Below are 14,229 nucleotides of genomic sequence, written 5' to 3'. Positions count from 1 at the left end.
TCGCGGCACCCCGGAGATAGTCCTATTTAAAATGAACCCAATAGATTATTGTAATCGATTGATTAATAAGAGCAACCACATCATAGAACGATTCTCATATCAAGTATAAAATGAGTTTGCAATGGCTGGACTGATACTCCATGATGGGTCATGGTCAAACTTGAAGGAGGGGATGCTACGACACCAGATTTATGACAAGCCTGATCTGCGTATGATTGTTGAGGTAATGTTATTGCAGACAATGGAAGTTAAATAGGATTAAGGAGCTTAATCCAGAATGGCGTGATCTAGATGAAGAAATCTGCCTTTGATTAAGAGCGCATGGATGCCGCGAACAAGTCGTGGCGGGGATGAATGGTCAACACGCCTTAATAAAAGATGCAAAAGGTTAAAAAGTTCAGGTCTTGCTTCGTCCGCCTTCATCCTGCAACGTCAGCGTATAATACGGTGGGCGTTAGAAAGCACTGTAGATTCCCTTGATTCTTGAAAAAATCCAATACGAGAACTTGTAACAGGGGGTATTAAATTACTGGAAAGAGCGTAACAAAAAAGAAGATTCAAATTGCATGTAGCGATAAAAAATTGATTTATAACCTTGGAGATTTAATATCGCTACAATTGTATTGTATCATTCAAAACTTAACTAATTATTAATAGCCTTTATTTTTTATTAGACTGAAAATTATCGCATGATAGGTCCGTATTTCCTTGGAGTATCGCTGCCAAAATTTGTATTTGGGTACGCGATAAGGTATCGAATCCGTTTAAATTAGCAACAGAGGGCCATAGCTCAATCGATTGTGCATCATATTGGGCTCCAGTTTTGAAAACATAGCACAAATTATCATTTTTATTTCCTGCCAATATTGTTGGAGAAACCGTTTGAAAATCAGCGTATACACCATTAACTACAAAACTTAATATTTTTTGATAGATTTGGGCCAAATTACTATTTATGGACGATGCTTGATTTAAACCCTGATTGCTAATAATGCATGCCCCATTTTCAGCGCATTGTTGCATCACGCTATATGAGAAAGTGAAGTTAGGTTTTGAACTCTCTGCTTGGACAGGAAAAAATGGGTTAATAGGGAAATCAAGCCAAGTGTTTTTCCAGGCAGCATAGTGTAGATTTATAGCATTTGATAAACAGTTTTGTTGCGCAAGATCTGTATAACCTGCGCTGATTAATGCATTTTGCGCATTTGGATCAGCCCATGAAATAAAGGGTTCATCCGTAGACGAAGCACAAGAGGTCACACTGATTTCGTGTATCAATGGTTCTTCATCATAAGTATGACCGTTTATATCCTTTGCATGAGCTAAAGCGGATAAAAAGCGTGTCCAATTATCTAAATAATCCTCCTCCCACCAGTGAGCCACTGTACCCCTCTGGGTTACATTACTTTTTTGAGCAACAATATTTATAGGTGCATTTCCATTTAAACTTTTTACCCAAGTCGGAGCTGCAAAGCCCGCCCAAACTCTCAATTTAGCAGTAATTTTTGCATTGGGATTGGCTTGATTATATAAATTAATAGCACTAAGTGCTTGATCAATACTTGTTGTATCAAGCGTAATATTTCCATTGTTATCGGGTGGATTAGGCTGTAATTGTGCCCAAGTCACATTAATTACAGTACCACCAAAAAGTTGTATCGTATTGGGCATTGTTAACTTATCCAAAGAATTATTTGGGGAAGGAGGAGGATCAATACTACCCTGTTTATTATAAAAAGTAATATCACCCATGTTCACTAAACCTTGTACAGGAGGTTTAGTGGGTGGATTAGCAGAAGATTGGCTTATAAGAGCTAACGTTAGCACCGTTGATAAAACTATTTTAATAAACAAATTCATAAAGGCCACTTATTATAAAACGAATTGGACAATCATTTTGAGATAATTGCGAATAAGTTATTTTATATGTAATGTTTATAAATCACTAGGTAAAAATCAACCTCTTAAATACCTGTGAGCTTAAAATGATACTTGTATTTTAATAAAGCCTGATATAATCCATTGATTGACCATTAGAAATAGTTCTAACACTATGGTACATCCTACATCTAAATCAGTAATGCCAAAGCGTTTTATGGTAATTGGTGCTCTATCAGCAATGTTTGCCACAATTTTTGGGGCTTTTGCTGCCCATTCTTTAAAAGCAGAATTTGATGCCTATCAGATGCATATTTTTCAAACGGGGGTTTTTTATCAATTTATCCATAGCTTAGCCTTATTATTTGTAGGCATGTTCCTCTATCAATTCAATGCACAAACCATAAGATTTGCAGGATGGTTATTTTTTGCTGGTATTTTGTTGTTTTCTGGTAGCTTATACTTACTGAGTTTGACGAAAATAAAAACCATTGGAATGGTCACTCCTTTCGGTGGAGTATGTTTTATAACTGCTTGGCTATTACTGGCTGTAGGAATATACAAAACCAATTAAGAGACGACCATCTATCATAATAACCAAGCCAGAACCAATTAGTCTTCTAAATCGACCCTGGCTTTATCAATATATATTCCTCATTAATTTTATAAGAGCACACATGATGATAAAGACGTTTTTTCTCGCTCTTCTTTTTGATGTTCTCTATTTATTTCATGTAAGAAACGCTTACCTCCTGTTTTTAAATTCAATTTAGATCCTGCGATTTTAGGGACAGCTTGAGATGAACTAACTGTAGTTTCAAGCATTTCAATCCCAAAGTTTAAGTAATGAATAGTCCGAATCTCTCGATTTACAAGTCCTTGTACACTATGTTGATAATATTCAAGTGGATGTTCTTCCATAGTGGAAGCCTTAAATAATACGCTTGAACCAATTTTATTTACCTCTACATTACGGTTTTTGAAAAGTGCTTTCATCGCGTTAGTAAAAAATGGGATACATGATGCATTATCATTAAAACTACGGTAAAACGGGCAGGCAAAGCCCTCTTCTCCAATTTGAAAAATTATTTTTCCATCTACTTTCTTACAAAAATCTTTACTGGCATAAAGGATAAGGTAATTGTAGAAATTTTTAAGGTGCCTTCCTCAATTATCTCTTGAGCAAGGTGTTTTCTTCCTTTTAAATAAGTGGTTAGAGTTTGATATAAATCAGGAGGGATTTTATCCTTATCTGTAAGGGTATATGGTGTTTTAAAGGTTGCCCCTTTCATCGCTTGATAGGTAGATTCATCAATGAAAATTCTTAATGAAATTGGGGTCTGCCCCTCTTTTAAATACCCTACATATTCGGAAACAAGGTGTTTGGTATGAGCAAGCACTCCTGGAAGTTCGGTAACTTTATTGAGTGTGCGTGTAGTGCCAGAAACCTTATATTTAACTTCAGCCGCATAACGCAAAGGTTCATTAATCTGGTTTTCCCCATTAAAAACTTGAGGATGGATAATCCCTTTTAATCCACCACTTCCTACAAAATAATCCGTTTGAGGATATTGTTCTTGTAACTCATTAAAGTCTTTCACTTCTTGGTATTGGATTTTAATACCAATTGATGTGGCATATTCCCTTAGCTTTTTTTCCAAATCACTAATTGTCACTTTAGAATGGATTCTCTCTAATACCTCTCCAAAGCCATTACTTCTATCCATTCCAGAAAAAGAGCTTTGTTCCACATACATAGCGTGATTACGTATAGGAACCTCATATTTTTCAAACATTAGGATTTCTTTTTCAGGGAATTGCAGTTTTAATTGTATGGCACCTAAAAGGCCTATAGGCCCTGCACCAATAAAAATTACATCTGTCATAATTTATTGATAACATCTGAAAAACATGAAGGTATCATAGCAGGTAACATTTTATTTTCATCTGATTTTTAAAGGCAAAATCATAACCATGAAAAACAGCCCAATAAACTTTTGATTTCCCATCAGCAAATAGATCTGATTGCAATTTAAAATGTATAAATTATAGTGCCAATAATTTTTTATAAATGCTCAGCAAGGGTAGATTAGAAAGCTTGACTGACCTGGTCGTTTTTATGCCTAAATACTGAAAAACCCTTATTGAAATTGACGGATTTATTATGAAATTTTTTAAACGGTTATATGTTCAAGTTATTGCAGGAATATTTATCGGTATTCTTTTAGGCATTGTTGCTCCAACTTTAGCGGTCTCATTTAAACCCTTTGCTGATTTATTCATAAAACTAATAAAAATGATGATAACGCCTATCATTTTCCTAACCCTTGTTTCCGGTATTGCTGCAATGAGTGATTTAAAAACCGTAGGTAAAATTGGCGGTATCTCACTAATTTACTTCTTAATAACAACTATTTGCGCCTTAGCATTGGGGCTGGTAGTAGCAAATATAGTTAAGCCGGGCGCGGGCATGAATATAGATCCCTCTTCTTTAAATATCTCCGAAGCACAATCTTACCTGGGCAAAACAGAACAGATAAATAATGTCCAGGATTTTGTTCTGAACATTGTTCCTGAAACCTTTTTTAGTGCCTTTGTCTCTGGGGAAATTTTACAAGTGTTGTTTGTTGCAATCATTTTTGCGTTAGGATTGATGTCATATGGAAGTAAAGGGAAATTTATCCTGGAGGGATTTGAGCACTTGACCAAAATATTTTTTAACATTATCCATGCGATGATGCATTATGCCCCGGTAGCAGCTTTTGCTGCTATGGCCTATACCGTAGGTCAATATGGCGCCCATTCTTTGCTGGGATTAACCGAATTATTGCTTTGTTTTTACTTAACTTGTATTGCATTTGTACTTGTCTTACTGGGAAGTATTCTCTACTTTGTTTTAGGTTTAAATGTATTCAAAGTAATCAAATATTTTAAAACCGAAATTTTTATCGTTTTTGCAACATCTTCTTCTGAAACCGTAATGCCAAACTTACTGGAAAAACTCACTGAATTGGGTTGTGATAAATCAGTAGTGGATCTGGTGATCCCCACAGGTTACTCTTTTAATTTAGATGGAACGGCGATTTATCTCACTCTCGCTGCTTTATTTATTGCGCAGGCAACCAATTCAAATTTACCCCTTGATCAGCAAATCTTTTTATTAATGATTATGATTATCAGTTCAAAAGGGGCAGCTGGAGTTACAGGAAGTGGTTTTATTATATTGGCCAGCTCTCTAGCCGCTGTAGGAACCATTCCTGTGGCCGGTGTAGTTATAATTCTTGGGGTGGATCGTTTTATGTCTGGGGGAAGATCTTTAACCAACATGATCGGCAATGCCATTGCTGCATTGATCATTTCAAAATGGCAAAAATCGATTAATATGAAGAAAATTCATGAAAAACTATAGAAATACGGCCGCACAACAGGCAGGCAGTAGAACTAATATTTGCAATGTTTATCAAGCAAAATAAAAGACAATTTGTTAATATGTTCTTTGCTTAAAAATTCAATTCCCCATAACGAATATAATGGGTTCTTCCCTAGAGTGTAGCGACCATCTGCAAGAGTTAGGGGTTCTTGCCTGGCAACAATCACATAATTGTCACTAAACCACGAAAATATAGCCAAATCGTGTTGCTGCTCAGGGGTAAAGCGTACGCTGGTAAGGTTGGAAAAAAGTGGTATTTGTGCCACGGACATCATAGAGCTTTTTTTTAAAATTGGTGTATGAACCTGTTTAATAATAAGGCAATCATTATTTTTTGCAATGACACGCCAATAAAAGGAACTTGCTAAGGCAGGTATTGCCCGAACGCGTGTTAAGCGTAATTTTTGCTGTACAGCAAATGCTTGTATGCTTTGAAGTGCACGCTGATGTTGTATGCTATTAAATAGCAAGAGCATGCTTGCAAATAGCAAACCAAACATGACTCCCTTTTGATCGTGATGGATAATAGTCCACGTGAGGCCTAATATTAAAGGGATAGTAAACAGGGGATCAACTATAGCAATTATATCCCAACTAATACGTTTATAGCTCACTGGCCATAGTAACATGGTTCCATAAGAGGTAAGCGCATCGAGCAGTCCGTGGGTCGCATAACCCACCAAGGCGATACATAAAGTAGCCTTCCAACATGCCCTATAACGGGAAAAACACAAAAAGAATAGAGCTACCAATATTCCGCCCAGAGGAATAAACAAAAGTGAATGCGTAAAATTACGATGCCACAGTTCCAAGCTCATAGGATCATTTTTAAAACGAATAAATATATCCAAATCAGGTGCCATAGCCGCTAATGCACCAACTTCCCAGGGAATATGCTTTTTATATTTTCCAAAAATTGCTTGTGTGCAGGAAGCACCTAATGCTGCATGAGTAACAGGATCCATACCTTATCTTGCCAAATAAATTAAAGCCTTCTTAGTTCAAAAAAGTCCTGCTTTTGCTCTACAAGAAACGAATTGCGGGCAAACTCTATGAACATCCATAAATTATTCCTAAATTAATAAGGCACCAAATTTGTGTTAGTGCCTGAAAAGTATGCATTTTTTTGGATTACCGGGATGGGTTAGGTTTTGTAACCAGCGAATTTTCAGTACAATTATCAGCCACCTTATCGATACCCGCTTCATATTCTTTATCAGTCATGTTATCTGATTGCTTAATAAGAGCCATTAATTTGGGTTGTGCGCACTGACAATAAACATTAATTAATCTTTTATCATCCTCTGTTTGTTGTGGCAGAACAACACTCCAACGATCAAGACAATAATCATTAATATCACTTTCTTTGGCTTTACTTAAAGTAATTTCATCTTCGAGGGAATCCATCGCATCATGCAATAAGGTTCTTGACATGCAGAGCTGAATTGCCTTTTTTACCGCCGCATCATTATCTAAGGGTTGTTTTGCGGCACAACTGCAATATTTTTCACCAAAATTTTTATAATCTACTTTATCTTTTGCTTTATCAGCCTTTTTCATCCAGGCATCTGTACATATAGTTTGGAAATCTCCACTTTGTTGTTGGGCATCTGCATAAACATTAAGGGATAAAAGCATGGTAAGAACAAGAGCTGGTCCTTTTAGCGAGGAAAAAGTCATTATATATCACTCCTTTGATTGAAAATGGTGTCTTCCCTAATTGAGGATAGCGTATGAATTACAGGTAATCTACTCTTTTATCACCTCCCTACCCTTTTCTTTTGACATAGTAATAATAAATTCCAATAAGGATAAACCATAGGATCCCGGATAATAAAATTATCCTACCCTCATGGCTAAAAAATAGACCTATAAAAATGGCAAGAATTAATAGTAGAGCAAGATAATAAGTGTAAGGATAAAACGGAGCCTTCCATGTCAAAACGTCAGTTTTATCAGAGACAATCGATTTTCTAATAATAGGTTGACTGAGTATAATCATTAACCACGAAAATAAAAATCCAAAACCCGATAAACTAGCTAGCCATGCATAAGCATTAGATGAATACAATGACATTAATGCTCCTAAATAAAGTACTGAGCTGCTTAATGCAACGGCATAAACTGGTGTTTTTCTGTGCGGATGAATGTAGATAAAAGCTTTTGGCAAATAACCTTAGCAGGCCAATGATAAAAACATACGTGAAGTGGCATAGATTCCAGCATCAATGCACGATAATGCTGCTATTAACACCACAAAATTCATTATGTTTCCCAATAGTTCCCCATATTGTTTTCCACCTAATAGGGTGATTGCATCCACAAAAGGGCTTGAGCTTAGACCGGCTTGTTGCCATGGCAAAACCATAATTAATACTGCAGTTGAAACCAGATAAAGAATGATTATTCTCAAGGTTATACCTTTAATCACTTTGGGAATAGCTTTTTCAACGTTTAAGCTTTCTTCTGCTGCAGTGCCAAGTTATTCGACACCACCATAGGCAAAAATTACTAATAATGCCGCATTGATAATGCCGTTTAGTCCATGTGGGGCAAATGGAGACAAATTGAAGGATTTGATCTCCTGGTGCATGGGAATACCTAATGCCAGAAGTCCAAGAATAATAAATCCTAATAATGCGATAACCTTAATTAAACTAAGCCAAAACTCTATTTCACCAAAAAAATGGGCGCTAATCATATTGATGATCATGGTGGTAGCAATTAGAAAACAAAACTTCCAAACCGCAATTGTTGGAAACCAAAGGTGTAAAAAGGTTCCAGCGGCAATCGCCTCTGAAGCAGGACCTATCAAAAATACGAACCAATAAGTTAAACCGGTTAGAAAACCCATTAAATGATGAAAAGCTATTTTGGCATAAACTTGAAAGGAACCGGAAACAGGTATCGCAACAACCATCTCGGCAAAAAGCATGGTTACCAATAATGCAATAATCCCGCCAACGAAATAATCAATTAAAACGGCCAGGCCGGCTAACTCAATAGCTCCGCCAGCACCAATCCACACCGCCTACTGACATCATCATTAAATGTCTGGCTTTAAAACTCCGTTTTAATTTGTTTTTTGACATAATGGTTTATTCGCTGTAAGTAACACCCCATCTTGTTCGTTATATTAAAATACCTCATTTAGTTTTGTCGAAGCAATCTGAAACAGGCAGTAATCTAATTTATGGGATGAATAATGATGAAATACCCAAAAATATAAATCTGAGTTGCCCATTCCATAGAAGCATTATGCATTCCCTCTTTTCCTGTTTCCTTAAGATTAATTTAAATATTTTTCTCTAATATCAGCTTTTAAAGTTATAAATTAGGACAAATAGTATGAAATTTAAAAACATAACTCTAGAAGAGTTAATGAAAAAGATCAGAGCATTAAAAAAAGATGTTGATTGTCATCCCATGTGGGGCACTATTTTTTTAACAATTACACCAAATCAAAATAAGGAGCTTCCCTTAGAAAGGGCATACAAGCCAAATCATAATTACGCAGGAACAATCTCACAATATCACCAAAATCAACGTAATAATAAAAATTTCGTGCAAAAAGCGGAGGAAAAACTCCGAAAAAATAATTTCTATGGCCAATTTTATAATAATAATGAAGCTTCTTTAAAGTCGCACCTCAATCTGAATAATATCGGTGAGTTAGATGAACAAATTGTATTAGGATTAATTAAACTCTTAATTGACGAAGCTGAATCAAACCAAAATGGAGCAAAATTCTTTTTTAAAATTATTGACCCTCGTTGTCATGATGATAATCGGTTTAAAAACACGGATCAAATCACTATTTATTTTGATAAATACTCATCATTATCTGATATCATAAGCCTATCCCAAAAGATAGAGTCTTATTTAAGTAATAAAATCCCTGACAACAAAATTAAACTTGGTCCCAAGGATAGTTTTGGTTTTAATTCTTTTGTTTCGGCACGATTTGATACCAATAAACTGCTGGCAGAATACTGTCAATATCCTTTTTTTGACCTGGAGCTTAAAAAGTTTTTCGATCGCTACAGCATAGATGAACTTCATCATATTCCCATAGGTGCTCTTGAAGCGGTTTTCAATAAAATTATTACTTCAGAACATATTACCAATCTTGGAAACAGAGAACACAAGGCGCTTAGTGAGCAAGATAGTCAGTTTGTCCAGGGTGAATTTGATATGATGGTTTATAGCCCAATAAATTATCTAAACGCTGTAGAGGAAAATAATGCTGTAAAAGAAAAACAAAAAAGAGAAATAGAGCAAGTTAACGAAATTAAAGAAAAAATTTATAAGTTCGATTTTAATTTTAGTTCCTGTAACAGTAAAGAGGAAATTAATGAACAATTAAAAGAGAAATCACAAGAATTGGTAAGGTATGCAGAGTCACTTTTACAGTTAAAAAAAACTGTGGAATCAGTTATTTATAATGCCATTCTGGAGGTAATACACCAAAAACACTTACAACTTCAAGATGCGGCTCAATTGTCTTTAGGAAATTTTGAAGCTCCCACATTCCCTGTAAGTGTGGAAGAGAGCGAGCAAATTCTAAATAACCCAAATTTAAATCCCAAGGCCGTTAAAAAACTTGAGCAACTCTTAATCAAGATTAAAGACAAGGCCAACGAGCTAACAGATTTAGATCCTCTAACCCAAGCAAAAAAAAGAGTTGCCTTATCACTTTATAGAGAGCTAAACAAAGAATTCCAACAATATAAATCAGGTAAAACAAACTTTGAAAATTTTAAAACTCATTGCGACAATTGGATAAGGGAAGCCCGGCCTACTTTAGAAATACATCGTGATGGAGGATGGAAAGAATTATTCGTGAATATCCTAAAGACCATTGTAAGCCTGGGGTCAGTCCCGTTATATAATTATTGGAATAGCCAAGGTACCTGTTTTTACTCCCCGGTTAAAACTGATTCGATTAACAGGGTAGAAAAAGTAGGGAACGCTATAAACGATTTACAGGAAGAAGCGGATCTACCTCCACTATGCGGATTCTAACTCTATTTCCTATTAATGGTTTTTCATTTGACTCCTTTTCTGATACATATGTGAGGTAGCAACCGAATATTTATCAGAAAGGAGTCGGTCTATTTTCAGTCGAAAATTTGAATATTTATAAAATATTCACCTTGCGTTATATACCAACTTTTTAAAGCGACTTCTTTGACATGTGTTTCTTGTTGAATCAAATATATGTAAAAAATCAACATACTGGGGAAAATATGATAGAGATAAAGAAACTGAATGAATTACATAGGGATGAATTGTCCGCTTATCTCAACGATTATCAAGAAACCACTATGTTCATTAGGAACAATTTATATTATTCAGGAATCACGTACCAGGGTACACCATTTCACGGGGAATATTATGGTTCTTTCGAGAAACACCAACTTAGTGGGGTTTTAGTTCATTATTGGAATGGGAATATTATGATGCAGGCTGAAAACCCTTCGATATTATCAGCCTTGGTTGACGCATTTAAACTGAATAGAACAAGACCCATTGCCGGGGTATTAGGTGAAGACTCTCAAGCCAGTTTTGTCCTTGATAAACTAAACCTGCAATCGCCGTCTCTATTTGCCGTTAATTATCAAGAAAAACTTTTCTTACTTAATCTTGAAAAAATGATAATACCCGCAGCAATTCATACATATAACCATGCCCTCAAATCAGTACAAGATTGCCCAATAGAGGTTATCAAAGAATGGCTTATTGCTTATCATATAGAAGCCCTTGGAGACGATGTAAATAATCCCAAACTTGAAGATTCTATTATTAATGAAATTCAAGATAAGCAACTTAGTCAAAATCGCTGGGTTTTATTTGTAAATAATCTCCCAGTTTCACTATGTGGATTTAACGCCAATTTACCTGATATTGTGCAGCTAGGCCCAGTTTATACCCCCCTTTCTTCAAGAAACAATGGTTTTGCGAGAATCGCAGTATATCTTTGTTTAAAACACGCTGCGATGAATGGGGTTAAAAGGGCGATTTTATTCACTAATGAGCACTCTGCTATACGCGCATATAAATCCCTGGGCTTTCAAGAAATAGGAAAATATCGATTAGCAATATTTAAAAAGTAGGAAATGAGCTCTTTCCATTGCATTGAAATATCGAATGGAACAACTGTCCCTTTTCAATTCATTCATTTTAGGACAATTGCTCCTACCATTATTATCCGCAACATTCCATAATAAAAATTAATTTTGTAACGCATGGGAATTGGTGTGGAAAGCCTGTAGAGATTGATTGATCGCTTAAGTGGATATGGTGCTTTTTTCATACCAGCGGGGAACTGTCAGAACAGAAAATTTGCGGCGATGATCTTGAGGAGCGGGTATAAAATAATCTAATATCATCAAGTTACTGAACAATTCACGGCTGTAGAGTACATAAGTAAGGAGTGTTATGATAGTTATCTTCGTCCATGGTTGGAGTGTCACACATACCAATACTTATGGCGAGCTTCCCCAATGGCTTGAAAGCCAGGGCAAAAATGGTAAGCTGGATATCCAAGTTGGCAATATTTTTCTCGGTCATTACATTAGTTTTGAAGATACAGTAACGGTTGACGATATAGCCCGTGCATTTGATCAGGCATTATACGATGAAATTGCTGATAAGCTACGAAATCGCGAACGTTTTGCTTGTATTACCCACTCTACCGGTGGACCTATTGTTCGAAAATGGATGGATTTATACTTTAAGAATAATCTTGCACAATGCCCATTAAGCCATCTGATCATGCTGTCCCCTTCCAACCATGGTTCTGCTCTTGCTCAACTTGGGAAATCCCGGCTAGGCCGTATAAAAAGTTTTTTTGAAGGTGTAGAGCCAGGACAGTGTGTACTTGATTGGCTTGAGCTCGGAAGCGATATGAGCTGGCAACTTAATGAAAGTTGGCTCAATTATGATTGCACTGCTCATGGTATCTATTCTTTTGTACTTATGGGCCAAAAAATTGATCGCCAACTTTATGATGCACTTAACTCCTACACGGGAGAAGCTGGATCTGATGGAGTGGTACGCGTAGCAGCTGCAAATATGAATTATAGTCTATTGAAATTACATCAGGAGGGAAATAATGGTGAAAGTCTTGTTGTCTCTAAAATGACACGGACAAAACCAATGGCATTTGGAGTTCTACCCGGGTGTTCACATTCCGGTAAAAAAATGGGAATTATCCGTAGTGTCACAATGGCTAATGCAGCCCTTCATCCTACAGCAATATGGGTTCTGCGGTGTCTGCAAGTAAAAAATCGTGATTCCTACAACACGTTAGCAAAAGACCTAGACAAAGTTACTCAAGAAACGCAGAAGAATGAGTATACTGAAACAGTGAAGACGCTTATCTGTAAGCGCGATTATATCACTAATCGCTACTCAATGATTATTTTCCGGCTTATTGATGACCGGGGCAACCATCTTGCCGATTATGATCTTTATCTAACTGCAGGACCCCAATATAGTGAGCTGGCGCTTCCTACGGGGTTTTTCGTAGATCGCCAGCGAAACCTGAATAATCGAGGAAAGCTCACTTATTTTCTTAATTACGATATCATGGAGGCAGGAATTAATACGCCAAAAATGCAGGGTAAACTGGGGTTCCGTATCAAGGCATACCCTGAGCCAAATGACCAAGCCCTTGCCTATTACAGATTACTTGATTTTCATTCCTCATTTGCTGACATTAACAAAATTCTTCATCCCAATGAAACCGTAATGGTTGAAATCATGCTTCAACGCCGGGTAGATAGAGCTGTCTCCCGTATCACGAACAACCTTAACCCAGCAAAAATCAGCGTCAAACCAACTGGCAAAAAGGTTGGTTGACATCAAGCATGATTTCCAAAATTTAAAGACTTCCCTGCTATAAATTTAACATAATACCTTGTTCTGGTTTAATTAATTCTACGCCAATATCATTTTCCTGAGACAATTCGTGAATCACCTGACTTCTTGAATCTTCCTTGGAATTTGAATAGTCAACTAATCTTGGTTTGATATGAGTAACAACCACAGGCAATCCTCGTAACGAGTTTCTTGAATTTAAAGGATCAACAATGGACGCCAATTGTCGCAACTCGAACATAAATAAATTTGGCTTTAAATGACCAAATAATTTGTCATCCGGCTGTGAATTTAAAAATGAACACTCCAGCATAATGGCATGAAGCTTTTTCTTTCTTATGAGTGGCGCGATTGTTTTCCAAATAAACTCCATGTTTGTCGATTTTTCAATCCTATCAGCACCAGTATCACCAAAATATAAAATATATTCGGTCTTATAACGTATTAAAAAAGCGCTTGATGCCATCCCACCATGACTTAAAGGAAATACTTTTACGTGCAGATCAGTATTAGGAATAGCAACCCACTCTAATAATGCCATCGTTTGATAATGCTGAAAATTAAGGTGCGGAATTTCCCCTCTATCACCAAAATTCCCCCAAACAGACCAATTAAAAATATATTTCTGCAATGCCAGCATAGTTTCTTCACGTGCCATAATTGTTTGCTGCTCTCGCAATTCGGGCTGTGCCATCACAAGCCCCATAAGATGATCAAGATGCGCATGGGAAATGAGATAAGCTGGAATATTTTTTTGTAACAAATCTGCAACATTTTTATGACGCAGTGATTGTCGATTGACTGCAACTTCAAGTCCATGGACCAAGGTCCCCCCATCAAGAGCGGTATAATTTTCGCTGTCAGTAGTCTTTAATAAATAAGCTGATAAATTTCCATCTTTCAAGCCACCATAAACTCCCAGGGGAACAATTTCGAAGACAGGTGCGCAATTTACTGCATGAGACAACAAAAAAATAAAAAGTGTAGCCAATATCTGACGCATGCGGATTCCTTAAATGATCCAGTTAACTTGTAAA

General features: G+C 36.4%; 11 protein-coding genes and 2 pseudogenes. 6 read left to right on the top strand and 7 right to left on the bottom strand.

Going from position 1 to position 14,229, the window contains the following annotated elements; all coding sequences use genetic code 11:
• Positions 1-121 precede the first annotated feature (121 nt).
• Positions 122-232: pseudogene (locus EKG34_RS18570) on the top strand (IS5/IS1182 family transposase); the annotation flags it as partial.
• Positions 233-660: 428 nt separating this feature from the next.
• Here the strand turns inward: EKG34_RS18570 and EKG34_RS07045 are convergent.
• Positions 661-1,860, bottom strand: a complete 1,200-nt coding sequence (locus EKG34_RS07045) for a hypothetical protein (protein WP_035904523.1) — start codon at positions 1,858-1,860, stop codon at positions 661-663.
• Between the two features lie 193 nt (positions 1,861-2,053).
• Here EKG34_RS07045 and EKG34_RS07040 point away from each other — a divergent pair, with 193 nt between their 5' ends.
• Complete coding sequence (locus tag EKG34_RS07040) at positions 2,054-2,452, top strand: DUF423 domain-containing protein (protein ID WP_003632708.1); 399 nt, start codon at positions 2,054-2,056, stop codon at positions 2,450-2,452.
• Between the two features lie 89 nt (positions 2,453-2,541).
• On the opposite strand, the gene EKG34_RS07035 is transcribed toward EKG34_RS07040, so the two are convergent.
• Positions 2,542-2,799 (bottom strand): hypothetical protein, encoded by a 258-nt coding sequence (locus tag EKG34_RS07035; RefSeq protein WP_003632710.1) that lies wholly within the window; start codon positions 2,797-2,799, stop codon positions 2,542-2,544.
• A 176-nt stretch (positions 2,800-2,975) separates the two neighbouring features.
• Entirely contained in the window at positions 2,976-3,764 is a 789-nt protein-coding gene (locus EKG34_RS07030) for a hypothetical protein (protein WP_003632712.1), read from the bottom strand.
• A 278-nt stretch (positions 3,765-4,042) separates the two neighbouring features.
• On the opposite strand from EKG34_RS07030, the gene dctA reads away from it, so the two are divergent.
• Positions 4,043-5,287 carry a C4-dicarboxylate transporter DctA gene (gene dctA, locus EKG34_RS07025; RefSeq protein WP_003632713.1) on the top strand — a complete coding sequence of 415 codons (1,245 nt, stop codon included), beginning with the start codon at positions 4,043-4,045 and terminating at the stop codon, positions 5,285-5,287.
• Positions 5,288-5,319: 32 nt separating this feature from the next.
• Here dctA and EKG34_RS07020 read toward each other — a convergent pair whose 3' ends face one another.
• The 3 genes and pseudogenes from EKG34_RS07020 to EKG34_RS18565 form a co-directional block, all read right to left on the bottom strand.
• Positions 5,320-6,273, bottom strand: coding sequence for a metal-dependent hydrolase (locus tag EKG34_RS07020; protein WP_003632714.1), 954 nt, complete (start codon positions 6,271-6,273; stop codon positions 5,320-5,322).
• A 166-nt stretch (positions 6,274-6,439) separates the two neighbouring features.
• Positions 6,440-6,988 carry a hypothetical protein gene (locus EKG34_RS07015; protein ID WP_003632715.1) on the bottom strand — a complete coding sequence of 183 codons (549 nt, stop codon included), beginning with the start codon at positions 6,986-6,988 and terminating at the stop codon, positions 6,440-6,442.
• Positions 6,989-7,076: 88 nt separating this feature from the next.
• Positions 7,077-8,336, bottom strand: a pseudogene (locus EKG34_RS18565) (amino acid permease).
• Positions 8,337-8,656: 320 nt separating this feature from the next.
• Between EKG34_RS18565 and EKG34_RS07005 the strand changes: the two are divergent.
• The 3 genes from EKG34_RS07005 (at position 8,657) to plaB (ending at position 13,174) form a co-directional block, all read left to right on the top strand.
• Positions 8,657-10,333 carry a hypothetical protein gene (locus EKG34_RS07005; RefSeq protein WP_003632719.1) on the top strand — a complete coding sequence of 559 codons (1,677 nt, stop codon included), beginning with the start codon at positions 8,657-8,659 and terminating at the stop codon, positions 10,331-10,333.
• A 224-nt stretch (positions 10,334-10,557) separates the two neighbouring features.
• Complete coding sequence (locus EKG34_RS07000) at positions 10,558-11,424, top strand: GNAT family N-acetyltransferase (RefSeq protein WP_012978850.1); 867 nt, start codon at positions 10,558-10,560, stop codon at positions 11,422-11,424.
• Positions 11,425-11,749: 325 nt separating this feature from the next.
• Complete coding sequence (gene plaB / locus EKG34_RS06995) at positions 11,750-13,174, top strand: phospholipase PlaB (RefSeq protein ID WP_012978849.1); 1,425 nt, start codon at positions 11,750-11,752, stop codon at positions 13,172-13,174.
• Positions 13,175-13,211: 37 nt separating this feature from the next.
• Here plaB and EKG34_RS06990 read toward each other — a convergent pair whose 3' ends face one another.
• The gene (locus EKG34_RS06990; protein ID WP_003632723.1) at positions 13,212-14,195 is read right to left on the bottom strand and encodes an MBL fold metallo-hydrolase; all 984 of its coding nucleotides are present in this window, start codon (positions 14,193-14,195) and stop codon (positions 13,212-13,214) included.
• Positions 14,196-14,229: the final 34 nt, after the last annotated feature.

This window comes from Legionella longbeachae, assembly GCF_004283175.1.
Taxonomy (GTDB): Bacteria; Pseudomonadota; Gammaproteobacteria; order Legionellales; family Legionellaceae; genus Legionella; species Legionella longbeachae.
Note: the sequence above shows the minus strand (reverse complement) of the source record. Positions and strands in the feature narration are given on the sequence as shown.